The following is a 26,570-nucleotide window of genomic DNA, read 5'->3' as shown; positions in this document are numbered from 1 at the left end:
CGGAATGGATTCTATGGTCTGCGCGCGTCGCTGCGCTCCTTGCTCCGCCATAGAATGACGAGGTTGGGGCGGCTTCAGCCAATCCCCAGCGTTTGCGCTGGTTTCACGGAAATCTTGCACCAAGACAAACGGCAACCTTTCAAAATCCCTGTGTCGGAGAACTAGCCCGTCTCCCAGGCTCGCGCGGGCTAAATCGTTGTAAAGGCCGCATTGCTTCCCATATTCCCGGCCACGGGCTTGGAAATGCCGCCAAAGCATTGTAAGGAGCCGCCTCCAAATCATCGGTCATATGCGCGCTCGCGCAAGGCCTCGCCAGGATAAATTATGGAAACCGTACTGATCGTCGTCCACCTCATGGTCGTGCTCGCCCTCGTCGGCGTGGTGCTGCTGCAGCGCTCCGAAGGCGGCGGCTTGGGCATCGGCGGCGGTTCCGGTTTTATGACCGCTCGTGGCGCCGCCAACGCGTTGACCCGCGCCACCGCGATCCTGGCGGCAGCCTTCTTCGTGACGTCGCTGGCGCTGTCGATCCTTGCCCGCTACGGCGAAAAGCCGATCGACATCCTCGACCGCCCGGCAACCTCCAGCCAGGGCAACGGCGTGCTCAACCAGCTGCCGGGTTCCAATGGGCCGGTGGGCACTTCCAAGCCCGCCGCTCCGGCCGGCGGCTCCGCTCCCGCGGCTGGCGGTGCGACGACCACCACGCCGCTTGCCAACGGCGCCACCGCGCCGGCTCCGGCCACAACGCCCGCGAATCCGACCACCGCGCCGGCGACCAACGGCGTCACCTTGCCGGTCACCCCTCAGGTTCCGAACCAGTAGCCGGACAAGCACCGCCGCGATCTGTTGTTCTTTGAACACAGTCGCGGCAAATGCGCCCCCGATCACGAAGATTCAACCGGGCGTGTCGCCTGCCTCAGCTTGAGGCGATGACGGCTAATCGATTATAGATTGCGCGCGGCACTTTTGGCGTCCTTGGGGGACGCCGGGCGACGCCGTGGGCAACACGCATTGAACGATCGGATCTTCGCCATGCAGCTTCGCAGCTTCATCATTTTGGGAGTCTGTGCCGTCCTCGGCATGGGCTCCGCGGCCCTTGCCGGACCGGCAACCATGGTCTCCTCCCCGTCGGTAGAGAAAACCGACGCCATTCCCGCTGCCGCCGCCAAGAGCGACGCATCGCAGCTGAGGCTTCTCAAGAAGAAGAAAAATCCGACCTCGGACGATCTCGCGCAGATCGGCAGGCTCGAGGCCAAGATCGACGCCGACAAGCAGGCGGCAAAGGATAAGGCGCTCGAGGCTCGCAAGATGGCCATGCGCGAGGCCGCCAAGGCCAAGGCTGACGCGGCGCGCCAGGAATGGTTCGCCAAGAAGGGCACTGCCGCGCCGGCTGAGGTCGCCGACGCCAAGCCGGCCAAGAAGACCACCAAGATCATCGCGCCGCTGGATCCGGTCGCGCAGATCATTCCGGTCAAGGCCGAGGAGCCTATCCCGGCCGAGGCCATGAACATCACCGCTACCGGCAACAATGGCGAGTTGCGCAGTGAGCAGCCCGGCCAGAAGCAGACGAGCAGCGGCGGGCTGTTTGCCGGCCTCTTCGGCGGCTCGTCGGTGAGCTCGATCAGTTACCTGCCCGAGACCCGCGCGCTTGATTCGGCGCTGGCCAAGAAGGCCGCCAAGCGGCCGTTCAAGGTGAAGCCGGAATTCGTGCCGCAGGACGTCACTTTCACCGGTTATGAGCCGGGCACCATCGTCATCGACACCAGTGCGCGCCGCCTCTATCTCGTCGAGTCGTTTTCCACGGCACGCCGCTATGCCATCGCGGTCGGCCGCGAAGGCCTGCAGTTCAAGGGCACGGTAGCCGTCGGCGACAAGCAGGAATGGCCGCGCTGGATCCCGACGCTCGACATGCAGAAGCGCGAGCCGAAGCATTACGGCCAGTACAAGGACGGCATGCCCGGCGGCGGCGAGAACCCGCTCGGCGCGCGCGCCATCTATCTCTATGACGGCAAGAAGGACACGCATCTGCGCATCCACGGCACGATCGCGCCGCAGTCGATCGGAACCAGCGCCTCCAATGGCTGCTTCCGCATGATCAACGAGCATGTCATGGATCTCTACAGCCGCGTCAAGATCGGCACGAAGGTTGTTATTATCTAAGGCTTTCCATCAAACTGCCGAAAGGGCCGGCATCGCCGGCCCTTTTGTTTTGACTGAATCCAAGCCCGTGCGGGCTCCGGCGCCATTTTGGGAAAAAGCCTTCGCGGCGGTTTTTTCTCTGGCGGAATCAATCAGGCCGCGTTAAGCGATGACTCCCATGGCGCGATATGTATTCATCACAGGCGGCGTGGTTTCCTCACTCGGAAAAGGCATCGCCGCAGCAGCTCTTGGGGCTCTTCTGCAAGCGCGAGGCTATCGCGCGCGGATCAAAAAGCTCGATCCTTATCTCAATGTCGATCCCGGCACGATGTCGCCGTATCAGCATGGCGAAGTGTTCGTGACCGATGACGGCGCCGAGACCGACCTCGATCTCGGCCATTACGAGCGCTTCACCGGGCGCTCGGCGAACCAGCAGGACAACATCACCACCGGCCGCATCTACAAGAACATCATCGAGCGCGAGCGGCGCGGCGACTATCTCGGCGCGACCGTGCAGGTGATCCCGCACGTCACTGACGAGATCAAGCATTTCGTGCTGGACGGCAATGACGACTACGACTTCGTGCTGTGCGAAATCGGCGGCACGGTCGGCGACATCGAGGCGATGCCGTTCCTGGAAGCGATCCGTCAGCTCGGCAACGACCTGCCGCGCAACAACGCCGTCTATGTGCATCTGACGCTGATGCCCTACATCCCGACGGCCGGCGAACTGAAGACCAAGCCGACGCAGCATTCGGTCAAGGAACTGCGCGGCATCGGCATCGCGCCCGACATTCTTTTGGTGCGCGCCGATCGGCCGATCCCGAAGGAGGAGCGCCGAAAGCTTTCGCTGTTCTGCAACGTGCGCGAAAGCGCCGTCATCCAGGCGCTGGACGTGCCGCATATCTATGACGTGCCTCTGGCCTATCACCAGGAGGGCCTCGATTCGGAAGTGCTGGCGGCCTTCGGTATCGACCCGGCGCCGAAGCCGCGCATGGAGCCGTGGCAGAAGCTTTCCAACCACATCCACAATCCGGAAGGTGAGGTGACGATCGCCATCGTCGGCAAATACACCGGGCTCAAGGACGCCTACAAATCGCTGATCGAGGCGCTGTCGCATGGCGGTCTCGCCAATCGCGTCAAGGTCAAGCTCGACTGGATCGAAAGCGAGATCTTCGAGAAGGAAGACCCGGCGCCGTGGCTGGAGAAGGTGCACGGCATTCTCGTTCCGGGCGGCTTCGGCGAACGTGGCTCGGAAGGCAAGATCCTGGCGGCAAAGTTCGCCCGCGAGCGCAAGGTGCCTTACTTCGGCATCTGCTTCGGCATGCAGATGGCCTGCATCGAGGCGGCCCGCTCGCTGGCGGGCGTCGACCATGCGTCGTCGACCGAGTTCGGCCCCACCGACGAGCCCGTCGTCGGCCTTATGACCGAGTGGCTGAAGGGCAATATGCTTGAGAAGCGCAGGGCCGCAGGCGATCTCGGCGGCACGATGCGGCTTGGCGCCTATCAGGCCGAGCTCGCCAAGGGCTCGAAGATAGCGGATATCTACGGCGACACGCAGATTTCCGAGCGCCACCGGCACCGCTACGAAGTCAACATCGACTACAAGCAGCGTCTCGAGGATTGCGGCCTGGTGTTTGCCGGCATGTCGCCCGACGGCGTGCTGCCGGAGACGGTCGAATATCCCGACCACCCGTGGTTCATCGGCGTGCAGTATCACCCCGAACTGAAGAGCCGGCCGCTCGACCCGCATCCGCTGTTCGCGAGCTTTATCTCGGCGGCGGTGGATCAGTCGCGGCTCGTCTAGGTGTGCTGATATTCAGGTGAGGCCGGCCTGCAAATGGCGGCTTCCTGCGCTTCCGGTGCTCACGTACTTCAAGTACGCTCCGCTCCGGTTCTCGGAACCCACCATTTTCGACTCGGCCTGACCTGAATCTCAGCACACCTTGGCTCCGACCTGCGTGCCAGCTATGCGGACCGTAATGCAAACTTATGTCGCGTTGCTCTACAGCATCATCCTGGGCGAGGGGCGGCGGGTGGTCATGTCCGACCTGAAGGCCATGGCGGAAGGTCTCGGGCTGAAAAACGTCCGCACGCTGGTGGCGACGGGCAATCTGGTGTTCGAGGCGCGCACAGGCGAGCTTTCAAAGCTCGAGCGCCGGCTGGAAAAGGCGTTCGAGAAAAGCTTCGGCCGGCATGTCGACATCATCGTGCGCGGTGCCGATGACTGGCTGAAGCTTGCCGCCGCCAATCCGTTTCCGGGCGAATCAGCGGACACGGCCGATCGGGTTGCGGTGCGCGTGATGCGCGAGCCGCTGCCCGCGGACACTGTCGAAGCACTCCAGGCCTATGCCGCCGCCGATGAGAAAATATTGCTGGTGGACGGCGATATCTGGCTTGTCTTCTCGCGTGAGCGGCCGAGCTCGCGGCTGCTTGCCGCGGCCAATCACAAGCGCCTGGGCATCGGCACGTCGCGCAACTGGAACACGGTGCGCCGTCTGGCGGAGATGGTAGGCAGTAGGCAGTAGGCAGTAGGCAGTAGGCAGTAGGCAGTAGGCAGTAGGCAGTAGGCAGTAGGCAGTAGGGTGGCACCTTCTATTGCCTAATCCCTACTGCCTACTGCCCTTGTTTCAGACCTTGGCGATCCTTGCCCCGACACTGCCGATGCCTCAGCAGCAATGATGGTGGCCGGCAGCACCGGACTGTCGCTCTTCCTGTTTCGGCGGACAGGGGTGATCGCCGTATGAGCAGAATACGCAGCAATCGCCCGGTAGGGACTTGAGGAGGATCTTGCAGCTTTCGCATTCGTAGAAATGCAGGCAGGCATCGGCAGGCATTGTCTCGCTTCTACGGTGGCCGCAGCCGGGACAGGTGATGGTGCTGGTAACCTCGATCATTGTTCGTTCACCAATGCTGCTGGATAGCCCGCATTGGCGGAAGCATCGGCGATCGACGCGGTGCTCGTCTTGCGATCGTCGAAGACGACAGTTGCAGTCTTGGCCCTGACATCGGTCGAAACCGAGACAATGCCGTCGAGGTGTCTGATTGCGGTCGCAACGGTGATCGGGCAGAGCGGACAGGTCATGTCGGGCACCGAGAATGTGGCGGTGTGTTGTGCTGCGACGGCGGGCACCGTGGCCAGGAGCGGGACGACAATTGCAATGGCGACGCGCATGGCGGGATCTCCTACAAATTGAGCCGTCCGAAGACATCGACTGCCGCCGCCGCCACTGCAATGAGGCTCGCGGCCAACAGGACGAATTGGGTGGAACGGCGATAAACGGGACTGGCGCAAAGAGAACCGGCAAGGCAGGCCGCCGCCTCGTTGCGGCGATAGCGCCAGAATCCGAGACCGATCGAGACGGCCGCGAGGGTAAGGAAGTATGGCTGGTAAGGCGCCAGCGCGGTGAGGCGCGCGATCCAGGCGCCACTGATTCCCACGAGAGCGAAGGCGAGAGGGAGCACGCAGCAGGCGGAAGCGAGGAGACCTGCCGAGAGTCCGCCAAGAGCGAGCGATAGGGCAGCCCGCGATTTCGCTAGGTTGCTGACGGGCAATGGTCCGCTCATCGCGGCTTCTCCAAGGCGTTCGATACAAACAGGCTGATGGCGCCGCCCGACAACACGATCAACGATCCGGTGCCGAGATTGAACATCAGAATCTCGATGCTGGCGTCGAGCGGATGGAACAGGGTCAGCGCAGCCGCAGTGATCCCAGCGACGGAAAGACTTGCAGCCAAGATCACTGGCGCCGGGTCGAAAAGAGCGGCATGGCGAAGCATGAGCGCCAAGGCGAGCGATAAAGGCAGGCTCGTCAGCACCAACGTCGCAATGCAAGAAGCCATCTCACCGGGAGGTGCGCCGGGAACCAGCGGTGTCCAGAAGTTCAGACATTGATAGCCGATCGAGAAAAGCCACAGGGCAAGTGACGGAAGGGGCAGCCACAGCCAGTGACGTGAACGCCCGGGAAGGCTGACGAGGAATGCCGCGAACGCGGCAAGGATGCCGGTGAAGACGGCCCCCGTGAGGCTTAAAGCGAAGCGGATCTCGGCCAGACGAACGAGCAGGCCTGGCCGCCAGCCGTGGGCTGCGGCGATCATGGTGACGATCAATGCGGCGAGAAGCAAGAAACCGGTGGCCCGCAACAGCGGCGGACGGAGCCGCCTCACCGGCCTCAGATTGGCGGCAAGCGCGGAGATGAGATCATCCGTGGGAATCATGTTTCACTCCCGCCAGAGAAGAAGCTCCGAAGACGCCGGATGGCGCGGTGGGTGGCGACTTTGAGCGCCGCCACGCTCATACCGCTCGCCGCCGAGGCCTCCTTCAGCGACAGTCCCTCGATCTTGGTAAGCCGCAAGGCTTCACGCTGTCCGGGGGGAAGGCGGTCGAGGGCCGCGGCAATTTCATGGATATGTGTCATGTGCTCAAGGTTCGCGGACCGATCGGCAAAGGTTTCGTGGATGGGGTCCGATTCCGTTTCCAAGGCCCTGCGGCGACCCTGGCGGCGCAGACGGTCGATCAGCCTGCGTTTGGCAATGGCCGTGAGCCAGGGACCGAACGGCCGCGCCGGATCATAGGTCGCACGCACGGCGTGCAGCGTCAGCAGTATATCCTGCACCGCATCCTCGACATCGCTGGGATTGCGGTGACAGCGCACCGCGTGAGCGCGCAGGTATGGCGCAATGCTCTCGAGGAGCCGCCGATAGGCATTGGCATCGCCATCCTGGGCCCTCGCCATGAGGATCGACCAATCCAGCTCCTGTACCTGCGGCGGAAGAGCGGCTTCGCCCCGCACAAGTTTCAGTGCAGGAGGGGTGGTCATTGCCGATACGCCTCCGAAGCAAATCGTCGCGCGATCAGCCGGTCAACGGAAATGGGCCCTGCGCCAAGGGCAATGATCGCGATCGCCATAGCGGCCCAGGGCAGATGGAAGTTGGCCCAACCGTCGGGCACGACAAGTTGGATGATACCGGTCATGACGAGCATCGCCAGCGCGGCAAAGCGGGTGGCGAGGCCCAGAACCAGCAGCACCGGCAAAGTGATTTCGGCGGTCGCGACCAGATAGGCCACGGCATCGGGCATGGGGAAACCATACTCGGCGCCGAAGATGTGCAACTTGAACTCCTCTTCGAACAGATAAATGGTGCTGTCCGAGAGCTGCAGGAAGCCGTCCCAGCGGGTGAGGCCGGAGCGGAAAAACGGCACCGCGAGTGCTGCTCGCAGAAACAGCGGCGCTACGGCCATGGCGACCGAGGAAAGCCACGCCGTCAGCGTACGGATCAGGTTCGGAGCTGACATCATGACGGCTCGTCTCCGGTATCCGGTTCAAGGCTCCAACCGATGAAAGCGCCGGCTTCAATCAGTCCGGCCAACATCGTCCTGAGATCGAAGTTCTGGGTGGCTTCGAGTACAGCTATCGTCGCGGCCACCACTGGCTTGCCGGCGCCTAAGGTCCTGATGAGGGCCGCAGCTCCCACCGGCAGCTGGCGCACGACGACTTCTGCTCCCGGGCGGATGATGAGAGCATCCTCACCACCTGCCTGGAGATCGACAGCAGCGGGCTCGCCGCCGGCAATGTTCATGCGCCAGATGGTGAGGGCGGGAAACTGCGATTGCGTCACCCGGAGCGAAGGGTGGAGCGCCAGCCGGACCTCGCCCAGGCGGCCCTGATCGACGGCGAGGAGATCATTAGCCGAAAGCGGCTCCGCATCGGCCGCGTGATAGGCTTCGATCCAGGCGCGCTCGATCCTCGCCACGTCAGCGAGGTAGGGAAGTGTCGCCGCGGGCTCGAACCCAGCGATGAATTCGGGGAGGCCTGCACCGTAGTCCAGCATGACAGGGCGCTGCGGTGGATGGGCGGTTGCGAATTGCCCCGTCATGGCGCGGAAGAATTCATCCCCGACGATGCGACGAACGGCCGGATAATTGTCCTTCAGTGTCTCGATGAGGCCGGCCACGACATTGTTGCGATAGACCGCGAAGCGACGCGGACTTGGCAAGCCGTCGGGTCCTACGAGGCCTTGCGGCGTGGCACGAGCGGCGTCAAGCAAGGCCAGCGCGAAATCCCGTTGCTGCTCAGCCAGCCCTTGCAAGGCGCACCTCCTGTCCTGGCGCGTGAGACTTCATATACGCTTCGGCCCGCATGGCCTCGGCATGCAGCTCACTCCATGACGGTAAATCGGCGTCCCATTCGATCAGCGTCGGCGTGGGACCGAGCTTGCCGATCGCGTAGGCGTAGAGTTCCCAAACCGACGGGTCGACCGGCCGGCTGTGGGTATCGATGAGCAGCGGCCTCTGTTTCTCGTCGGTTTCCGGCGTGAAGCCGGCAAGATGTATCTCCTGCACGGCGCCGAGCGGATAGGCGTCGATATAGGCGAAGGAGTCCCACTGCTGATTGGTCGAAGCGACGTGGACGTTGCTCACATCGAGCAGCAGTCCGCAGCCGGTGCGCCGTTGCACCTCGGCGATGAAATCAGGCTCGGCATAGGTGCTTTCTGCAAAGGCGATGTAGGTGGAAGGATTTTCCAGCAGCATCTGACGGCCAAGTGTTTCCTGCACTTCGTCGATGTGTGAGGCGATGCGCTGGAGCGTTTCCATCGTGTAGGGCATCGGCAGGAGATCGTTCAGAAACGCATCGCCGTGGCTCGACCATGCAAGGTGCTCGGAGAAAAGGCCCGGCTGATAGCGGGCGATCAGGTCTTTCAGGCGCCTCAAATGGTCTTGGTCGAGGGGCCCTGCCGCGCCGATCGACAGACCGACACCGTGCAACGAAAGAGGATATTGCTCGCGCACCGCAGCAAGGTACCGGTGCGGTGGTCCGCCCGCTCCCATGTAGTTTTCGGCATGGACCTCGAAAAAGCCGATGTCCGGCCCGGTTTCCAGGATCTCGCGGTAGTGCTGCGGCTTAAGTCCTACTCCGGCGCGCGGAGGAATGTTCATGGTCGACCTCCCGGAAGGCAGTGGAAAGGGCGGATGGCGATGCCACCCGCCGCGGTCTGCTCGGAATCAGCCGATCGGCTTTAGCGAGCCGTGGCCATTTGGCGTGGTCATGGCAGTACAGGTTCCCTTCGCCACCAGCTTGAAGGCATTGCCCTGGTAGTCCTTGGTGGCGGTGCCCGCACATGTGGTTCCAGCACCCGCGTAGCAGTCGTTGTGGCCCTTCAGCGCTACGCCGAAACACTTCTCCATCTTGCCGGAAGCGACCTCTTTCTTGGTCTTCTCCTGCATCTTCATCATTTCCGCCTCGCTCATCGCGGCTGATGCGGAACCGATGGCGGCGGCGCCAATGGCTGCGGCGAAGGCACTGGCGACGGCGGCGGATATGAGGCGGTTTGACATGCTTTCCTCCAATGGGTGTTGTTGCGCGAACCCTTCTCCCCCGGCGATGCCGGAAGCCGCAGGTTCTACTGGAAGTTCGCGGCAGCGCTGGCGGAGGTTACGGCGGTTCAGATCATCACCGTTCACGAATCTGTGTAGTGCCGCAGTCGGGCTCGTTATGTGGGATGGTTCGAGGTGGCGGCGGGGGTAATGCGCGAGCCAGTGCCGGGATGCCGTTGCGGCGCTCCAGGTCTATGCAGCCGACGACGAGTTGGTGCGGTTGGTCGATGACGACATTTGGCTCGTCGCGCGAGCGGCCGAGCTCGCGGCTGCTGGCCGCCGCTAATCACAAGCGCCTCGGCATCGGCACGTCGCGCAACTGGAACACGGAGATGGTAGGCAGTAGGCAGTAGGCAGTAGGCAGTAGGCAGTAGGGTGGCGTCTTCTATTACCTAAGCCCTACTGCCCACTGCATTGTTTCAGGCCTTCGCCACCTTCGCGCCTGCACCAAGCGCCATGGTGCGCAGCACATAGTAGACGACGCCGGCGATCGCCACGCCGAAGAACCAGCCATAGACGCCCCACCAGGACGGCAGCCAGTTGGTGAAGTTGGGCAGGATCGAGGAGAAGATGGCGCCGATGCCGGCAGCGATGAAGGCATTGACATGCCACCCGCTCTGGAAACGGAACTCGCCGTCTTCGCGATAGAGCGCTTCGACGTCGACCTCGCTTTTGCGGATCAGGTAGTAGTCGACCATCATCACGCCGAAGATCGGTCCCATCGTCGCGCCGATGACGTTAACGAAGGAAGCAGCGCTGCCTTCCCATGGCGCGAAGGGATAGAGCACCAGGGCGATCAGCGCCGCGATGTAGCCGCCCTTCTTGAAGTCGATCTGACGCGGGAAGACGTTGGAGAAATCGAACGCCGGCGAGACGAAATTCGCCACGACGTTGATGCCCAGCGTCGCCACCGCGAAGGTCAGCGCGGCAAGCGCGGCAAGGAACCAGCTGTCGAACTTGGCCGAGATCTGGTCGGGATGCAGCAGCACCTCATGGTAGACGTCATAAGCGGCGATCGTCGTAACGCCGGCGACCAGCGAGAACAGGATGAGGTTGACCGGCAGGCCCCAGATGTTGCCCTTGCGCAGCGCCGCCTTGTCCGGCGCGTAACGGGCAAAATCGCAGAAGTTGAGGTAGAGAGCCGAGAAATAGGTCACCCAGATCGCCGCCACCGCGAACAGGGCGGTCCAGGACCCAGGCTCGCCCGGAACGCCGGCATCGTTGGTCTTGTCCAGCAGCACATCCATCGGGATGTCGCTGGTGAAGGCGAAAGTGCCCGACTTGACGCAGAGATAGATCGCCAGGATCAGCATCATGACCCACACGGCCGGGCCGGCCCAATCCTGGAAACGGCGCACGGTCTCCATACCCTTCTGGATGATCAGCAACTGCAGCGCCCAGATGATGACGAAGCAGATCACCTCCAGTGTCGAGTGTCCCAGAAGGTGCGAGCTCTTGTTGAACTCGTCGAACCATTGCAGGCGCGTCAGCAGCGCCACGATCGCGCCCGACGCCGCGGCCGTCTGGGCGCCGTACCAGAAGCAGGCGACGATCGCCCGCACCAGCGCCGGGACGTTGGCGCCCCAGATGCCGAAGGAGGCGCGGGCAAGCACGGGGTAGGGCACGCCGGTCTTCACGCCGGCATAGCCGACCATATTCATCAGCGCATAGATGATCAGCGAGCCGATGCCGATGGCGATGATGAAGTTGACGAAGCCGCCGCAGAATAGAAACAGGCTTGCCGCCAGGTAGTAACCCCAGAGGCTGTGGACGTCGGAGGTCCAGACGTTGAAGATCGAAAACGGTCCCCAGTTCCTGACCGTTGCGGGAGCCAGATCCTCATTGTAGAGGTCAGGCGATGCGCCTTGAATGGTCATTGCAAGTGTTCCCCTTTTTGCAAAACGCGCCCTCACGCGTTGACGCGGAGGTTAAGCCTGACGCAGGGTAACCGGCAAGCAACCCATTTGCCGGCTTTCGCCTTAAAGACATTCAATGAGAATCGCCGTTATCCGACGGCTCCAGGCCTGCATTGGCTGAGTCGCCAAGTGATTTTCGCGAATGTCCGTGCAGGCCCGCGGTTTCGAACTTTTTCCATCGGCAACCAAATTTGTTTGGAACCAATTCGCGGGACGTGCGTTTATCGCGGTTCGACTGCGCTGCGGTCGACCGGGAGGATAATTATGGATCGCTTGCATTTCTTTACCCCAGTGCGAATTGCGCGTGGGCAGGGATACCCTGTGGAGGAAGTCGATAGCGTCTCCGAGGCGATGGTATTCCTGCGGAAGTGGCCAACGGGACGACGCGGCCCGGTTTATCAATGCGCCGTGAATTGCTGCGCGGCGGCACTGTCGGGCAAGATGTCGGCCGAGGAAGCGCGCAAAGCCTTTGTCGGCTTTGCCCGCATCACCCGGCTGCTCGACGACGACATGGCGCTGCCGCTGGGCGGCGCATCGATGGACAATGTCCACGCCCTGAGGCGCTAGCGCCGTCACGCCCCCGCGGCTGCGCTGACAGATACGACGATGAGGCGTCGGCTTATGGCCGGCGGCGGTGTGCTGTCGTCGGTTCAGTTTTCCTTGAAAGAGCGTGTTAGCGAAGCCTGCACCGGGGCCAGCATATAGTCGAGCAAAGTGTGCTCTCCCGTCAGGATCATGACCTCCGCCGGCATGCCGGGCGACAAGTGCACGTCATGCAGCTCTGCGAGATCGGCTGTGTCGACTTTGACCTTGGCGAGGAAATAAGGCTCGCCGGTCTTTTCGTCCGTCAGCCGGTCGGCCGACACTGATGTGAGCAAGCCATGGATTTGCGGCAGATGCCGGCTCGGATAGACCGACAACACCACGCGGGCCGGCATGTCAGGATGTACCACATCGATATCGGCCGGCTTGATGCGTGAATCTATGACCAGATTGGCAGTTTGAGTCGGAAAGAGGCCGCGCGCTTCACCCGATCGGGTGAGGGACGCAATCACTGCGAGGTCGGCGTTCGGGTTAAGGCGATTTGCCTTCTCTATCGAGGCGGCTCGACATGTAAGGGCCGGTTTCGAGCCGGAAAGGATCGGGGTGGCGTGCCGGCTGGTCTGTCACTGCAAAATTGATAATATTAAATATTCCGAATATTCAGCCCACCATCCGGTTTGCTACCGCTATCCTAGAAGTGCTTCCCGCTACGGGTCTCGCCGCGAAAAGCTCGGGATTCCCGGAATCGCTATTTCTCGCGAGAGTATTTTAGCTATCATTAATGTACGGTGGACTGAGTCCGCCGGGCCGGCGTTCTGAAGCCACTTACCCCAAGAAGGACGCCGGCCGCCTTGCGTCTTTTGAAGCTAGACCCGTTGTCGCACTGGTGCGGCGGCGACAACGGGGCTGCTCTGTTACTTCGCTTGGCCAAGTTGGTGGCACATAGCCTTGCAGTGGAGCATTCTGCGACATTGGCTCCGATGGCGCCGTAACAAAAAGGTCCGTGTCTCAAGCGCATTGGTCTGAACGCGGGCCAGGAGCGCGAGAAGCGCGGCGCTTGCTGACCTCGAGTCAGTTGGGCGAGGGGCCGACTATTGAACCGATGCCGTCGCGACGGAGATCTGCTCCACGCCGCGCCATCTCGGCTGCCTTGAGACCGCCGACTAGCCTGCGGATCGTGGGATGCCAACCGAGAATCTCAGACGATACGCCGAGCTGGCCGCGCGCCGGCTTTCGCGGCGGCCAGACGCGAAGACCAAAGTACCGAGCAGCCAGGCGGTCGATCTCGCCGCTGAATTGAATGAGCAGGCTCCCATGAGCAGCTTCGAATACCCGGGCAAGGCCATTGATATCCATCGACGGTTTTTCCGCCGGCCGCAATGCCACCACGACAGCGTCCCACATTTCCGGCAGCAGCATCTGCGGGTGAGCAAACACTGTCACTCTCGCGCCTTGCTCGATCAGGGCATCTTCTATGTAGCGCCTGCAGGGGGTGTCGCACAGGAGAGCGATTCTCGTATCGCGGGGGTTTATGCCTGCATCGTGCAACAGTCGACAGCACAGCCGGGCTAAATCGGGATGCAGGTTTATGCTGGGATGCTCTAGATTTGGAGCGGCGACTTTGACCTGCATCTCGCTGCAGGCGTTTAGGTCCACCATCTCGGGAGAGAGTTCCCATGGCTCGGCCATTAGAGCTACGACTGAATTTGGTCGGAGGTACTCGACGGTCGACCGTGATATCGGCAGCGTCCGGGGACAACTCACAAGAATGTCGACGTCATTCCAGTGATGAGGATGCATTCGTCGCAATATCTCCAGCCTGGCCGAATGTCCGGCATCGGTGGCCAGGTCCAAGGCGTCCCAGGAGGTGGCTGGACTTCTGGCATGCTTTTTTCGCTCGGCTGTAAGCGCAAATACGCGTCGGGCGCCGGCGAGCGCTGCCGCGGTTGCCGTGATCGCCTCCGAGCCAAACCCAGCTCCAGTAACCACAACCTGTCCGTCGAGATCAAGTTGCAACGTTCCAATGCACTCGCGGATGGCATCGATGACCGACGCGACCTCGGTACCATGACCAGGATCTTCGCCCTCCGACTGCGAAGTGCTGTTCACAGAGTCCCCCCACGTGTCGTCATGGGGGTGGGTTCGCTCGCAGCGTGCATTCTCCATGCGGTTTGACCGATGATGTAGAGGCAACGTGCCGACTAGGGGTTGTTTGTAATTGTTTGCGCAACCGTCGTTCTATTGTAATCTTAGCAGTTGTTGCGACGGGTTTGCTGTAGGCAAAATCGCCTGATTTTGGCGAAAACGTGCACCACATTCTCGACCGACCTACCTCGTTTGGAGAGGGTCTGGCGCTCCTGCCTATCGCGATCCGTCGCATACGATCGTCCCGCTTCAGCCGAGGGACCAGGCGGCCTTTCGAACCACGAACCCCTCCGCAAATCCGTCCTTAGCGCGGCACTCCATGCCGCGCAGCCGTGCCAGGCCACGAAACGTTTCGGCGTCAAACCAATCTTTGGACCGCTGACTGCCGAAGTGGGCAAGAAGCAATTCGATTTTGCGCTGCATTTGGGCTTCGGTCAGCGGTGTGTAGAAGTTTGGCTGACCCAGGTCGCCGTCCCATTTCGGGATCTCATATTCAAGAATAAGGTGATCCCGAAAAAGGTTCCAGGTGATCCTGTTGACCTCGCGATGATCCTGATGCGCATCATCCCGGCGGTGGGTGAAGATCAGGTCAGGCTTGGCTTTTTTGGCCTGGGACGCAAGCCATTCCTTGATCTCCCGCCCTTGGGTCGGAAAGTAGCTATCATCGAAGTCTGCAATCATCACGGTGGGATCTGTGACCCCTTTGAGGAAGCTATGCGCCGACGCGCGAGCCTCCTCGCCCCGGGCTCCGCGCCCGCTTAACACAATCCAGTGCACGTCAAGCTTCGCGCCGCTGGCAACAAGGGACAGAAGGGTCCCTCCCGCGCCGATCTCGATATCGTCGGAATGGGCGCCAAGACAAAGCACGCACAGACTCTCCTGCATGCCTGCGAGCGACAGGGCCCTCATGATCTGGCGACTGCGAGTCCAGTATGACCGGACCGCTCGCGCATCTGCCGGTTCCAGGGCATGTTGCCTTTTTCGACCATGTCCTCGAGCACCTGCCAGTCGCGCAATGTGTCCATGGCGCGCCAGAAGCCATTGTGTTTGTAGGCCATCAGCATATTGGCCTCAATCAGCCTCCGGAAAGGCTCAAGCACGAGTTCTTCGCCTTCGCGCATGAAATCGAAGATTTCTGGCCTGAACATAAAATACCCGCCATTGATCCAGATATCTGAGCTCGTGGAACTGCGGAACTCACGGACGTGGCCGTCCTCGGCGATATCCGCAAAATGATAGGTGACCGGCGGGGGCACCGCGAGGAAGCAGGCGACCTTTCCGCTCGCGCGGAACTTGCGCTCCATGTCGTCGAGGTCGACGTCCGTGAGCCCGTCGCTGTAGTTGGCAAGGAACATGTCCTCGTCCCGAACCAAATCACGAGCGGCCCAGAGCCGTTCGCCGATGTTGCGCCAGATGCCAGTGTCAATGAGAGTGACTTGCCAACCCCTGTGACTGTCATCCAAGAGCCTGACATCTCGACCGTCGCCGGTTACCACGCAATCAGCGAACATCTGCGGCCGGCTGTTGAGAAAGAAATCCTTGACGACGTTTGCCTTGTAGCCAAGGCAAAGGATGAAGTCTTCATGCCCGTAGTCGCTATAGTATTGCATCACATGGCGCATGATTGGCTGCGGGCCGAGCGGGATCATCGGCTTGGGCACCGCTTCGGAATAATCGCGAATGCGGGTACCAAGCCCGCCGCAGAAAAGAACTACTTTCATGGCCGGTACTCCGCGGGATCGATCACCTTGACGAAGGGGATTGGCACGACGAATTTCGCGCCCCATGCCGCCACGTGCGACATCTGTCTCACGATCTCGTCCTTCAGGTTCCATGGCAGGATCAGGATGTAGTCCGGCTTAGCCTCCTGGATGGCTTCGACGGGCTTGATCGGAATGTGCATGCCGGGCGTGAAGCGTCCGTGCTTGTAGGGATTCCGGTCGACCGTGAAATCCAAAAAGTCGGTGCCGATCGCGCAATAGTTAAGAAGGGTGTTGCCCTTGCCGGGCGCTCCATAGCCGCAGATCGTCTTGCCTTCGTTCTTCGCCGAGATCAGGAAGCTGAGTAGGGCGCGCTTGGCGCCATAGGCGCGATCGGCGAATGACGTGTAGGTCTGCATCTGCCTGAGGCCGGCGGTTGCCTCTCGCTCGATCAGTCCAGCCACCGCCGGCGACGGGCGATAGACGCTATCTGCCCGCGCCAAATAGACTCGCAGCGAGCCTCCATGCGTGGGCAGTTCCTCTACGTCGAAGATCTTGAGGCCGTGCCTTGCGGCCACCACGTCGATCGTCGTGAGCGAGAAATAGGAGAAATGCTCGTGATAGATCGTGTCGAATTGGTTTTCGTCGATGAGCCGCTCAATGTGCGGGAATTCAAGGGTGACCACACCCTGCGGCTTGAGCAGTAGCACGATGCCTGCCACGAAGTCGTTGAGGTCTGGAACTTGCGCGAGAACATTGTTGCCGATGATGAGATCGGCCTGCTTGCCTTCGTTGATGAGTTCGCGCGCCAGGCGTACACCGAAGAAGGCGACGCGCGTCGGCACGCCCTTGGCGATTGCAGCTTGCGCGACGTTCGCCGCAGGCTCGATGCCAAGTGTCGGAACCCCCAGCGGCTGAAAATGCTGCAGCAGATAACCGTCATTGCTGGCCAGTTCGACTACCAGGCTGTCTTGTCGGAGCCCGAAGCGCGCCGCGGCGTAATCGCAATAGCGTTTCGCATGCGCGACCCAACTTGCGGAATAAGATGAAAAATATGCGTACTCGGTGAATATCTCTTGCGGAGTAATATGCTCCGGCAGTTGCACTAGGAAGCATCCCTCGCAAGCCATCACGTGAAGCGGATAGTAGGCCTCGACGTTGCCCAGGCGGTCCGGCGATATGAAGCTTTCGCAGGGCGGCGACATTCCCAGATCGACAAATGTATGACGAAGAGGCGCTGCACAGAGCCGGCAACGTCGCTCGTGTTCGACGTCCACCTGTTGGCCGCGCGCGTCGGCTGAATGAAAATTCATCAGACCCAACCCCGGATTTATCTGCAGTGACCTTGAACCAGTCGGCGAGAGCCGCTGACTTGGTATTCTGAGAGATAGGTTAGTCAAATCGAATGAGGCTCAGCCTAGGTTGATCCAGAAGAGGTACGCGGACGCCCTTTTTTTGATCATGTATTCTTGAGTGGACAGCAGTTTGTGTATGACAACAGCAAGATAGCTTTGCTGCGATGCATCGCCGGCAGTTTAGGCTGAGGCTCGTCAAAAGGAGCTTTCGAGTGCGTTTTCATCCGTCTTCGCTCAGCGGACCAATGTTGGTCGAGCCGGAACCCATCTGGGATCAACGCGGGTTTTTTACCCGTACCTTCTGCGTTTCCGAGTTTGCCGGCCACGGTCTGACGACCAGCTTCGTCCAGCACAGCATGTCATATTCGCAGCTTACGCACACGTTGCGCGGTATGCACTTTCAGAATTCGCCTCATGCGGAGGTAAAACTGGTAAGTTGTATTGCGGGCTCTATTTATGACGTCATTGTCGACCTGCGCCCACAATCGCCAAGCTATCTGAAATGGGAGGGATTTGAGCTGACGGCCAGCAACCGCCGCATGCTCTACATCCCCAGTGGCTTTGCCCATGGCTTCCAGACACTCAAGCCCGACTCGACGGTCAGTTACATGATTTCCGAGTTTTATACGCCCGGGGCGGCGAGCGGCTTACGATTCGACGATCCATGCCTGGCGATCGGCTGGCCTGCTCCACCCAGCATATTGTCGGATCGCGACAGGCATTGGCCGCTGCTCACGGCCGAAGCGCGTCGCACGGAGCTACTGAGCTGACAACAGCCCATGTTCGCGTAAAAGTCGGGCGGCGGCAGCGATCTCGGCGAACGGAAGTCCGGACCGCTCGGCCATCGCAAGCAGCGAATTGCTGCCGTCCGCTTGGTTGAGAACCCATAGCATTGGCATCGCCCCATGGCTGGAAGCGTGAAGGCCCCCAAGCGCTGCGTATAAGCCGCGCCTGCCAAGCTGAGGTTCGCCCTTGGGGCTGAGGTTGAGAGGAACCCAGTCTTCCTCGACGACGTCGATTACGCCCGCAAGCATGTCGTATGAATGGGCCAAATGCTCCGGACGAATGAAATCGAGATCGTCGGCGGAGGTGTGGTATTGCGGAAAGGTGCCGTGGGCACCGCGTTGGAATAGGCCGACCGGCATGTTGAAGCCGGGCGAGCAGAACTGGCGCTCGTCGTAGCCGTACGGACTAAAGTCGATCACCTTTGCGGATTGGCCCGGGAGATGGGAAAGGACATGTTCCATGGCTCGGTCGATGAAGGCATCACCGCGCCGGCTGCGTTTGTAGGTAGGGCCCTGGCCATCGCCGACGCACGAGACCACAAGGCCGTGTTCGATCCGGGGGATTCTGTCCTCATTGGCCGCGAGCCATGCCAGGGAACCGATAGTTCCGGGAATCAAAAGGAAGCGATAGCTATAGCGTGTCTGACGCGCGCGGAGCTTTCCTGCCAGTACCGTCAGCAAAGCCAGGCCCGAGCAATTGTCGTTCGCCATTGAGGGGTGGCAGATGTGGGTGGTCAGCAGGAACTCCCGGTCGCTCGTGCCGCCATGGACATATTCACCATATGTCAGCGCGCCTTGCCTGAGTTCGCTGTCGATATGAACGCGATAGCGACCCTCCGGAAGAGACGTCAGGAGATTGTGAGACATGCAGAATCCCCACCGTTCCGCATAGTATGAGGTACGGTAGGGGATAAGGTCGGGTTGCTCCGGTATCGTGAAAACATGCTCCTTCAGCTCGGCGAGGCTCACCACCTTGTCGACCGGAACGCTGTAATTCAGGACATGGAGATTGGAGTGCCGGAAATCGACTATCCGGTTGCCTTTTTCGTCGTCGATATAGGCCTCACGGATGATCCATTCTTTTGGTACAACCCAATCGAAGACAGGCGTTCCCGTTGCAACCTCGTGCACCTCGATCGGCAGGTGCCGTGACAAAACGCGCAGCGTCTCGCGAACGCCGGGACCAGTGATGCTGCGGGCGATCGGGAAAAGTTCTCTGGCAAGTTCGTAAATCTTCTCGCCTAGTCGGGCAGAAGTATTCACCAGTTGTTGAGCGCCATCATCCATATCGCCGTCGTTATTGTAGCATCGCTGCCGGAATTTTTGCCTGGCTGTGCGTCAGGCGACGAAGATCATGAGCGATCACGCCAGTCGCCATCAGGTGCTTGATATGGGCGATCCGCTGATAGCGCGGACCTTCGAATTCACCGGGCGTCAGTCGCGATGACTTGAGAACGCTGAGAAGTTGCTCAGCCCCGCTTCGAGCGTTGTGGCGCGGCAAAGCGTCAGGCAGGACGCGGGCAAGCTTGCTGAAATTGACACGATACGAGCGCTTGTCCGGTCCGGCGTCGCTGGCGAAGGTGAGTTGGCAGCCGGGGACGATTTCGGTGACGATGTCCGCGATGTCACGGATCCGGTAGTTGTGCTCCGTTGACCCAACGTTGAACGCTTGGTTCCAGACCGCTTCGGTCGGTGCGGCAAGACCTGCGATGAAGGCTCGGGATATGTCCTCGACATGCACGAGCGGTCGCCAGGGCGTTCCATCCGATTTGAGATAGAGCAGCTTTTCCGAAACGGCCCATGCCATAAGGTTGTTGAGCACGATGTCGAAGCGTATGCGCGGCGAGACACCATAGGCGGTCGCCGGCCGGAAATAGACGGGGCAGAAATCGCCATCTGCCAATGCCGATATGTCTCGTTCCGCCAGAACCTTGGACTTTCCGTAAGCCGTGACGGGATTGAGGTCACCGGTCTCATCGATCAGGTTGCTCTCGGATACCCCGTAGTTGCTGCAGGAGGAGGCGAACAGGAAACGTCGCACGCCGGCTTCCTTGGCAACCTGGGCTATCCGGACGCTTGCGCGGTGATTGATCGCGAAGGTGATGTCGGGGTTCAGGTTGCCGAGCGGGTCGTTGGAAAGCGCTGCAAGGTGGATGACGGCCTCGACATTGACGAAGTCGTCGTGGCTCGCATCGCGCACGTCCTTGCAAATGCTTGGAATGTTGGTGAGCTTGCCTGCGGGGGCAAAGGTGCAACGCTCGTACAGATTGGCATCGTAACCGATGACGTCGTGCCCCGCAGCGATCAGCATGGGCACCATCACAGAGCCGATATAGCCTTGATGGCCCGTAACCAGAACTCGCATTGTTCCTCCTGCGGAATGCATGGCGCTGTTCGACCTTCGCACGATTTTGTCCCGAGGCTACTGACCCAATCGGATGAGGGGTTTAGGTCTGTCGGCCATGTGCGCAAATTTCCGGGCTTGACAGCGTCTCGATGTCCTGTGCTCGCCGTTCCGGCCAGCTGCGGGATTTTATGGGCAAAGAAGCCGGACGCGCCCCGCACTTCACCGGGCCGGAGAAGCGCCCGGACCCTCGACCCACCCCGGGCCGCATTGCTGGCTCTTCGGAACTAGTTCAAACGGGCACCAACTAATCACAATTGATGTCGGCCACCTGTGCTGTGGAGGGGTGCCCGGCACGAAGCGCGAGCCATAAGCTGGCATCGTCTTGGCGGGCAATCTCACGCCATCCTGTGACTTGGCCATGGCACTGTTACGAATTTCGGACCGTACGTCATCTTCTTTCTGCAGGGAGTTCGAAGCTGAAGGAACTGAAAGGAAAATCGCTGCGGGGCGCGTTTGCGAAGCTTTGCGGACAAGGGATTTCCTTTGTTCTGCGACTTGGCTTTGTCGCCGCAATCGCACGCCTCCTGGAGCCGGCGGATTTCGGACTGGTCGCCATGGTGACGGTGGTCACAAGTTTCTTCGACTTGTTCGCCACCGCAGGACTCTCGGCAGCGACGGTTCAAAGAGCCGACATCAGCGATGAATATGTATCGACCCTTTTTTGGGTCAATGTGGCAGTCGGCAGCACCCTTGGCGTGCTCTGCGTCATCATCGCGCCTTTCCTCGTCGCTTTCTACCAAGAGCCTCGCCTCCTCTCAGTGACCGCCGCGCTGGCGGCCGGGTTCCTGTTCAATGCCGCCGGAGTGCAGCATCTTGCGCTTCTCCAACGCTCGCTGCGCTATGGGGCCCTGGCTGTCATAGAGACAGTTGCCCAGCTAGCCAGCGTTGCGACCGGGCTTGGAATGGCGTTTTACGGCCTTGGCTATTGGGCGCTGGTTGGGGCTGCACTCGTTCAGCCTGCGACGACGACCCTTCTTATGTGGCTCTCGACTTCCTGGCGTCCGGGAAAGCCCGGAAGGCTCTCCGATGTTCGGTCCATGCTTAGGTTCGGGGCCACGATCACGTTCAATAATCTGGTCGTCCACCTGGCCTATAATTTCGACAAGCTGATGATCGGGCGCTATCTGGGAGCAGACGCCTTGGGCATCTATGGGCGAGGCTATCAGCTCATCAACATACCGAACACGACCTTGCTGTCGGCAGTCGGTGGAGTGGCCTTTTCCGCCCTGTCCAGGTTGCAGGGCGATCCGGCGCGCTGCAGAGCGTATTTCCTCAAGGGATATACGCTCGTCAACAGTCTTACACTTCCAACGACAATGTTCTGTGCAATCTTCGCGGACGAGATCATCACCGTCGTCCTTGGGCACAAGTGGCATGCTGTAGCGCCGATCTTCCGTTTGCTCGCCCCCACGATCCTGGTTTTCGGGATCATCAACCCAACGGGATGGTTCCTCCAGTCGACGGGTCTCCAGGGACGCAGCCTCAAGATGGCATACGCCATCGCTGTGCTGGTCTGCCTGGCCATCATCATAGGTCTACCTTACGGAGCCAACGGCGTGGCTCTGGGCGTTTCTGCGGCCATGACCGTATGGGTGGTGCCGCATATTGTCTGGTGCGCGAAGGGGACGCTTCTGTCGCCTTTCGATCTCTTTGCCGCGATCTGGCGGCCATTGCTGGCCAGTATCGCCGCGAGCGGTGCGGGACTGGAGGCGGCGTTCTACCTGGGGCCGTCGTCCACGCCGCTCCTTCGGCTTCTGATGGGCGGGATGGTCATGGGCGCGGTCTACGCTTGTCTGCTCCTATTCGTCCTGGGGCAACGGAAATTCTATGCGGATGTCCTGGCAGCGTTGAAACCCGCCTCGCCGGATCGAATTGCCGACATATCCGCCAATCTCGGAGCAAGCAGATGAGCAAAAATGTTCCACGGGTGAGCATCGGCCTTGCCGTCCGCAACGGAAAAGGGTGGGTGGAAAATTGCATAGAATCCATCCTCGGCCAGGATTTCGAGGGCTTCGAACTCGTCATTTCCGACAATGCATCTGACGATGGAGTGACAGAAACGCTTGCAAACTATGCGCGGGCCGATGGGCGCATCCGACTGAACGTCAATCCTTCGAATATTGGGCTTCATCAGAACATGAACCGGGTGCTGCGCCTGGCACATGGCACGTTCTTCCGCTGGATCAGCGCCGATGACTGGCTCGAGCCGGGCTATCTTTCGAAATGTGTGAAGACGCTTGAAGGCCGGACAGATGCAATTGGCCTGACCACCGGCTTCACCGTTTACTCGCCCGAGGGGGCGGCGAGATGGAAGGACTACGAGGGGGAATTCCCAAGCTCCGGCGACGCAGCCCGGCGGTTTGAAAGGATGCTGTGGTTCTACCATGCCGGCGACGCCAAGTATGACCCGATCTACGGCATGTACCGACGCTCCCGGCTCTTGGAAACGCGCATGCTTCGCCGCTCCGAGCAGGCAGACTGGCTCATATGCGCCGAACTGGCGCTGATAGGGCCGATCATTCACATCCCCGATCGGCTCGCGAACCGCACGCAGAAGCCGCGTCGCGGCCTCGACCGCGTTGCATTCCGCCGACGTCTTGATCCCATCAGCAGCGAAGAACTCAGAACCTGGCCGTCCCGCACCTATCGCGACCTCCGCGATATCGTTCTGGAAGCAAAGCTTACCGAGGATCAGTTGCGTCGATGCGAAATGGCGCTTCGCCGCTTCTGGGCGAAGGAAACAATCAGGGCCGGACGGGCGCAATTCTCAGATTCAAGGCTTTTGCTGCTCAGGCGCTTGCGTGGAAATCAGGGACGCTTCGTGTCATCGACACCTGTGAGTCAAGACTAGGAATGGGCGATGGTGCAGTCCGCGGACATGGAGGCCGGCCGAGATGGTCCACCAAAATTCCGAGATCACTGACCTCAAGGTTCTGATCACGGGCGGGGGTGGCTTCCTTGGTTCCCATCTTTGCCAACGGCTGCTCGGACTTGGCTGCGAGGTCCACGCGACGTCACGTTTCGAACGAGAGAGAGACGATCGCGGACCGATCTGGTGGCAAGCCGACATGGCCGATCTCTCGACGGTTCGTAGCGTTGTCGCCACGGTGAAGCCCGACATCGTCTATCATCTGTCCGGCTCGGTTGGCGCGAGCCCAGACCTTGAATTGGTGGTGCCGACTTACCAAAGCCTGTTGACCAGCACACTCAACGTTCTGCTGGCCGGAACGGAGGCCGGCAGCAGCCGCATTATCCTGAGCGGCTCGTTTACCGAGCCCCAGCCGGGTCTTGCGCGTCCCACTCCACATTCGCCGTATGCAGCGGCGAAATGGGCGGCGTCCGGCTACGGACGCATGTTTAACACTCTCTTCCAGGCACCGGTGGTCATTCTGCAGCCATTCATGGTCTACGGACCGCGTCAGGCGCCCGCCAAGCTCATACCGACAGTAATCGAGTCGCTGCTTGTCGAGACCCCACCCAAAGTGACCAGCGGCAAGCGACGGGCTGACTGGATTTATGTGAACGATGTGATCGACGGGTTTGTTTTGGCGGCGACGACAAAGGGGATCGAGGGGGCCACGATCGATCTCGGATCTGGCCGCCTCGTCTCTATTCGCGAAATCGTCGAGAGGATTGTTGCAATCGTCGGCTCCGCACCCCCTCCCATCTTCGGCGCGGTGCCCGACCGGCCGGCTGAAAACGAAGTGATCGCCGATACCGGGTATGCGTGCGCGCGGCTCGGCTGGATAGCGAAAACCTCCCTCGACGAGGGTCTCCGGCGAACGGTGCGCTGGTACCGCAAAAGGCGCAATAACGGCCGTGATCGCGCAAGCCCTCAACCAACTACTCCTTCTGAATAACTGGGATGAGCTCAGCGCACTTTTGTAGGCGTTTTGCGCGGCGTCGGACCGGCCAAATAATGTGTGCAAGCGGGCGTTACGGCCTGCCTGTCTATCGTCAACACGGTCCGGTGTATTTGCAATGGATATGTCGCCGATCGCCAGTTTGGAGACAGCAAGGGAGTTTGCAGCCAGTCCTTCCGGACGTTCCCTCGTTTCGTACCGGTCAGTAGCCCCGCTGGCCATCACGGCGGATACATTGGCCATTACCGCGGCGTGCGCCATCTGGAGCGTGCAATCGGGCGCAGATGGAGGCGGGGTGGCGATGCTAACATTGGCCATTGCACCCATCGCCTGCGCGCTGTTCGTGTGCTCGGCGAAGCTGGCCGGCCTCTACCAGCCTTCGACAATTCTTTCCGAAAACATGCGCCTCCATGTCGTTACGTCGCTATGGCTATGCACGGTGGCGCTCCTTGGCGTAAGCACCTTTGCTCTGGGCAAGCAGGTTGATCCGGAAACCGGCGTTGCCTTGGCGCTCGATGGACTGATCTCGCTTTTCGCTCATCGAGTTTGCTGGCGGCTGTTTGTCCGCAGAGATTCAGCAAAAGGAACCACGGCAGGACGCAAAGCGGTTTTGATCCACCAGGGAGCCTCACTCGATGCCAACGCAGCCCCTGAGCTGCAGCAGCATGGAATTCACATCGAGTATCGATTGAACCTTGGGACGCCGGATAACGAAGCGCTGATACGGCAGCGGATCGAACTTGCAGTCGCGATCGCGCAGAACTCAGATGTCGATGAGATACTCATAGCGGCCGATGTTCGGGATTGGCAGCGGCTCAAACCTCATCTAGCGCTTCTGCGCCAACTTCCGTTGCCAGTCTCGCTCATTGCCCGCGACTGGCTGGTCGATTTTGTAAGGCAGCCGGCTCAGATAGTGGGATCGTCGGCTCTCGTCGAACTGCAGCATCCGCCGCTCTCTATTATGCAGCGGGCAGCGAAGAGGCTCATGGACGTCGCCATCTCAATGGCCGCTTTGGCGCTGCTTTGGCCGTTCATGACACTTATTGCCGTGATGATCCAGCTCGACTCGCGCGGACCGGTCCTGTTCAGGCAAACCCGCATAGGTTTCAACGGTAAAGCCTTCAAGATATACAAATTCAGGACCATGAACGTCCTGGAGGACGGCCCAGGAATCCAGCAAGCCACTTCCGAGGACAAACGCACCACAACGTTTGGCCGTTGGCTTCGTCGAACCAGCATAGACGAACTGCCGCAATTGCTGAACGTCCTCATGGGTGACATGTCGGTCGTTGGACCGAGGCCGCATGCCGCTTCGCATGACAGCGAATTCGGTCGAGCGATCGCCAACTACGCTTTTCGCCGTCAAATGAAGCCGGGCATCACAGGCTGGGCCCAGGTAAGCGGACTTCGCGGCGCAACGCCGGGGGTCGACCTGATGACGAACCGGATCCAGATGGACATGCTCTACATAGAGAGGTGGAGTATCTGGCTGGACATCCGCATAATCCTGCAAACACCGTTTGCCGTCTTACGCGGGCTAAACGCGTACTAGACGCGACGATGGCAGGGCACAGCAGTTACCAAACAGACTTGCGAGCGTGCGAGAGACTGGAGCGCAGCCGCTTGAGATAAGAGTCCTGGAGGACTAGATCCTTTGGGATGTCTTTCCATTGCCATGAGCGGTCCAGCGTGTTGCGCGGTTTCAACCATGCTTCCTTGGTGGCGATGCCGCGACCCGACGTGTAGACACGGCTGTAGCCTTCAGTTTTCAGTTTTCTCAAAACGCGGCGATCATAACGGCCGAAAGGAATACTGGCCTCATCGATCTCGCAACCGCAGATGTCTTCCAGCTTGTGCTTGGCATCCACTGTTTCGGTCTGCAGACCGGCATCATCGAGCTTGCTCCAGTCAAGGTGGTGCATGCCGTGGCTCCCGATCCGCATACCCTTCTGAAGAAGTTGCCTGATCCCCGATGCACTCAGATATCCGCGGCTTCCCACTCTCCCTGCGCAAACAAAAAAAGACGCACTGAGATTTCTTTCCAGAAGTGCGGGCAACGCAATGTCGAGATCGCTTTCATTGCCGTCGTCAAAGGTGATGAGGAGGGGGTAATTGCTCGCAGCTGCAGATACTTTGTCTAGGGCGGCGAGAAATGGATCCGCATCCCACCAGAAATCCAGTTCGGCTTTGTCGATACCGGGTGGGGCTATGCCTATGCCGTGGAAGTTGATGAAGCGCTCTTTCGATCCAACCACACCTAATTTCCTATGGTCGCTTTATTCCTTATGATCCTTTGCGCGCAGGAACCGATATCCGGCGCAAGGGAAGTACAAATCGACGTCTGCG

The 26,570-nt window shown here is 60.4% G+C and carries 28 protein-coding genes; 10 read left to right on the top strand and 18 right to left on the bottom strand.

Annotated elements, in window-relative coordinates; genetic code table 11:
- Nucleotides 1-324 precede the first annotated feature (324 nt).
- From secG to FJ980_RS08050, 4 genes are all read left to right on the top strand, one after another.
- Entirely contained in the window at nucleotides 325-819 is a 495-nt protein-coding gene (gene secG / locus FJ980_RS08065) for a preprotein translocase subunit SecG (protein WP_140542388.1), read from the top strand.
- 210 nt (nucleotides 820-1,029) lie between these two features.
- Nucleotides 1,030-2,157, top strand: a complete 1,128-nt coding sequence (locus FJ980_RS08060) for a L,D-transpeptidase (protein WP_140542387.1) — start codon at nucleotides 1,030-1,032, stop codon at nucleotides 2,155-2,157.
- Nucleotides 2,158-2,305: 148 nt separating this feature from the next.
- Nucleotides 2,306-3,943 (top strand): CTP synthase, encoded by a 1,638-nt coding sequence (locus tag FJ980_RS08055; protein WP_140542386.1) that lies wholly within the window; start codon nucleotides 2,306-2,308, stop codon nucleotides 3,941-3,943.
- Nucleotides 3,944-4,118: 175 nt separating this feature from the next.
- A complete protein-coding gene (locus tag FJ980_RS08050) occupies nucleotides 4,119-4,664 on the top strand; it encodes a DUF1697 domain-containing protein (RefSeq protein ID WP_140542385.1) in 546 nt (181 codons plus the stop codon).
- Between the two features lie 141 nt (nucleotides 4,665-4,805).
- Here the strand turns inward: FJ980_RS08050 and FJ980_RS35330 are convergent, their stop codons facing one another.
- The 10 genes from FJ980_RS35330 to FJ980_RS07995 form a co-directional block, all read right to left on the bottom strand.
- Nucleotides 4,806-5,033, bottom strand: a complete 228-nt coding sequence (locus FJ980_RS35330; protein ID WP_140542384.1) for a GDCCVxC domain-containing (seleno)protein — start codon at nucleotides 5,031-5,033, stop codon at nucleotides 4,806-4,808.
- A complete protein-coding gene (locus tag FJ980_RS08040) occupies nucleotides 5,030-5,311 on the bottom strand; it encodes a cation transporter (protein WP_140542383.1) in 282 nt (93 codons plus the stop codon). Before FJ980_RS08040 ends, FJ980_RS35330 begins: the two co-directional genes overlap by 4 nt.
- 11 nt (nucleotides 5,312-5,322) lie before the next feature.
- A complete protein-coding gene (locus tag FJ980_RS08035) occupies nucleotides 5,323-5,703 on the bottom strand; it encodes a mercuric transporter MerT family protein (RefSeq protein WP_140542382.1) in 381 nt (126 codons plus the stop codon).
- The gene (locus tag FJ980_RS08030; RefSeq protein WP_140542381.1) at nucleotides 5,700-6,353 is read right to left on the bottom strand and encodes an NrsF family protein; all 654 of its coding nucleotides are present in this window, start codon (nucleotides 6,351-6,353) and stop codon (nucleotides 5,700-5,702) included. The genes FJ980_RS08035 and FJ980_RS08030 overlap by 4 nt, the downstream gene beginning before the upstream one ends.
- The gene (locus FJ980_RS08025) at nucleotides 6,350-6,955 is read right to left on the bottom strand and encodes a sigma-70 family RNA polymerase sigma factor (protein ID WP_140542380.1); all 606 of its coding nucleotides are present in this window, start codon (nucleotides 6,953-6,955) and stop codon (nucleotides 6,350-6,352) included. Before FJ980_RS08025 ends, FJ980_RS08030 begins: the two co-directional genes overlap by 4 nt.
- The gene (locus FJ980_RS08020; protein WP_140542379.1) at nucleotides 6,952-7,434 is read right to left on the bottom strand and encodes a DoxX family protein; all 483 of its coding nucleotides are present in this window, start codon (nucleotides 7,432-7,434) and stop codon (nucleotides 6,952-6,954) included. Before FJ980_RS08020 ends, FJ980_RS08025 begins: the two co-directional genes overlap by 4 nt.
- On the bottom strand, nucleotides 7,431-8,225 hold the full coding sequence (locus tag FJ980_RS08015) for a DNA-binding domain-containing protein (protein WP_140542378.1): 795 nt from the start codon (nucleotides 8,223-8,225) through the stop codon (nucleotides 7,431-7,433). The genes FJ980_RS08020 and FJ980_RS08015 overlap by 4 nt, the downstream gene beginning before the upstream one ends.
- Entirely contained in the window at nucleotides 8,209-9,072 is an 864-nt protein-coding gene (locus FJ980_RS08010) for a DUF692 domain-containing protein (RefSeq protein WP_140542377.1), read from the bottom strand. Before FJ980_RS08010 ends, FJ980_RS08015 begins: the two co-directional genes overlap by 17 nt.
- A gap of 66 nt (nucleotides 9,073-9,138) precedes the next feature.
- Nucleotides 9,139-9,471 (bottom strand): DUF2282 domain-containing protein, encoded by a 333-nt coding sequence (locus FJ980_RS08005; RefSeq protein WP_140542394.1) that lies wholly within the window; start codon nucleotides 9,469-9,471, stop codon nucleotides 9,139-9,141.
- 458 nt (nucleotides 9,472-9,929) lie between these two features.
- Complete coding sequence (locus FJ980_RS07995) at nucleotides 9,930-11,387, bottom strand: NCS1 family nucleobase:cation symporter-1 (RefSeq protein WP_140542376.1); 1,458 nt, start codon at nucleotides 11,385-11,387, stop codon at nucleotides 9,930-9,932.
- A gap of 303 nt (nucleotides 11,388-11,690) precedes the next feature.
- On the opposite strand from FJ980_RS07995, the gene FJ980_RS07990 reads away from it, so the two are divergent.
- A complete protein-coding gene (locus FJ980_RS07990) occupies nucleotides 11,691-11,993 on the top strand; it encodes a DUF982 domain-containing protein (protein ID WP_140542375.1) in 303 nt (100 codons plus the stop codon).
- 83 nt (nucleotides 11,994-12,076) lie between these two features.
- Here the strand turns inward: FJ980_RS07990 and FJ980_RS07985 are convergent, their stop codons facing one another.
- The 5 genes from FJ980_RS07985 to FJ980_RS07965 all read right to left on the bottom strand — a co-directional run bounded on the left by FJ980_RS07985 (nucleotide 12,077) and on the right by FJ980_RS07965 (nucleotide 17,127).
- Nucleotides 12,077-12,379, bottom strand: a complete 303-nt coding sequence (locus FJ980_RS07985; RefSeq protein ID WP_246676353.1) for an HlyD family secretion protein — start codon at nucleotides 12,377-12,379, stop codon at nucleotides 12,077-12,079.
- A gap of 661 nt (nucleotides 12,380-13,040) precedes the next feature.
- Nucleotides 13,041-14,078 carry a hypothetical protein gene (locus tag FJ980_RS07980; RefSeq protein WP_140542374.1) on the bottom strand — a complete coding sequence of 346 codons (1,038 nt, stop codon included), beginning with the start codon at nucleotides 14,076-14,078 and terminating at the stop codon, nucleotides 13,041-13,043.
- Between the two features lie 285 nt (nucleotides 14,079-14,363).
- Nucleotides 14,364-15,023: a PIG-L deacetylase family protein gene (locus tag FJ980_RS07975; protein ID WP_140542373.1), complete on the bottom strand. Its 660-nt coding sequence runs from the start codon at nucleotides 15,021-15,023 to the stop codon at nucleotides 14,364-14,366.
- Nucleotides 15,020-15,835 carry a sugar phosphate nucleotidyltransferase gene (locus tag FJ980_RS07970; RefSeq protein ID WP_140542372.1) on the bottom strand — a complete coding sequence of 272 codons (816 nt, stop codon included), beginning with the start codon at nucleotides 15,833-15,835 and terminating at the stop codon, nucleotides 15,020-15,022. The genes FJ980_RS07975 and FJ980_RS07970 overlap by 4 nt, the downstream gene beginning before the upstream one ends.
- Nucleotides 15,832-17,127 carry a class I SAM-dependent methyltransferase gene (locus tag FJ980_RS07965; protein WP_140542371.1) on the bottom strand — a complete coding sequence of 432 codons (1,296 nt, stop codon included), beginning with the start codon at nucleotides 17,125-17,127 and terminating at the stop codon, nucleotides 15,832-15,834. Before FJ980_RS07965 ends, FJ980_RS07970 begins: the two co-directional genes overlap by 4 nt.
- A gap of 254 nt (nucleotides 17,128-17,381) precedes the next feature.
- Here FJ980_RS07965 and rfbC point away from each other — a divergent pair, with 254 nt between their 5' ends.
- Entirely contained in the window at nucleotides 17,382-17,939 is a 558-nt protein-coding gene (gene rfbC / locus FJ980_RS07960) for a dTDP-4-dehydrorhamnose 3,5-epimerase (RefSeq protein WP_140542370.1), read from the top strand.
- Here rfbC and FJ980_RS07955 read toward each other — a convergent pair.
- Nucleotides 17,928-19,241 (bottom strand): DUF4910 domain-containing protein, encoded by a 1,314-nt coding sequence (locus tag FJ980_RS07955; protein WP_140542369.1) that lies wholly within the window; start codon nucleotides 19,239-19,241, stop codon nucleotides 17,928-17,930. The genes rfbC and FJ980_RS07955 overlap by 12 nt on opposite strands.
- A 10-nt stretch (nucleotides 19,242-19,251) precedes the next feature.
- Entirely contained in the window at nucleotides 19,252-20,319 is a 1,068-nt protein-coding gene (locus FJ980_RS07950; RefSeq protein WP_140542368.1) for an SDR family oxidoreductase, read from the bottom strand.
- A 389-nt stretch (nucleotides 20,320-20,708) separates the two neighbouring features.
- On the opposite strand from FJ980_RS07950, the gene FJ980_RS07945 reads away from it, so the two are divergent.
- From FJ980_RS07945 to FJ980_RS07930, 4 genes are all read left to right on the top strand, one after another.
- Complete coding sequence (locus FJ980_RS07945) at nucleotides 20,709-22,271, top strand: lipopolysaccharide biosynthesis protein (RefSeq protein ID WP_246676352.1); 1,563 nt, start codon at nucleotides 20,709-20,711, stop codon at nucleotides 22,269-22,271.
- Nucleotides 22,268-23,212 (top strand): glycosyltransferase family A protein, encoded by a 945-nt coding sequence (locus FJ980_RS07940; RefSeq protein WP_140542366.1) that lies wholly within the window; start codon nucleotides 22,268-22,270, stop codon nucleotides 23,210-23,212. Before FJ980_RS07945 ends, FJ980_RS07940 begins: the two co-directional genes overlap by 4 nt.
- Before the next feature lie 43 nt (nucleotides 23,213-23,255).
- Nucleotides 23,256-24,221, top strand: coding sequence for an NAD-dependent epimerase/dehydratase family protein (locus FJ980_RS07935; RefSeq protein WP_140542365.1), 966 nt, complete (start codon nucleotides 23,256-23,258; stop codon nucleotides 24,219-24,221).
- Nucleotides 24,222-24,342: 121 nt separating this feature from the next.
- Nucleotides 24,343-25,776, top strand: coding sequence for an exopolysaccharide biosynthesis polyprenyl glycosylphosphotransferase (locus FJ980_RS07930; protein ID WP_140542364.1), 1,434 nt, complete (start codon nucleotides 24,343-24,345; stop codon nucleotides 25,774-25,776).
- Nucleotides 25,777-25,801: 25 nt separating this feature from the next.
- Here FJ980_RS07930 and FJ980_RS07925 read toward each other — a convergent pair whose 3' ends face one another.
- Nucleotides 25,802-26,479: a polysaccharide deacetylase family protein gene (locus FJ980_RS07925; protein WP_140542363.1), complete on the bottom strand. Its 678-nt coding sequence runs from the start codon at nucleotides 26,477-26,479 to the stop codon at nucleotides 25,802-25,804.
- Nucleotides 26,480-26,570: the final 91 nt, after the last annotated feature.

Origin of the sequence: Mesorhizobium sp. B1-1-5 (assembly GCF_006443065.1) — a bacterium.
GTDB lineage: Bacteria > Pseudomonadota > Alphaproteobacteria > Rhizobiales > Rhizobiaceae > Mesorhizobium.
The sequence above is the reverse complement of the archived record's forward strand: the minus strand, read 5'-3'. Positions and strand labels throughout refer to the sequence as shown.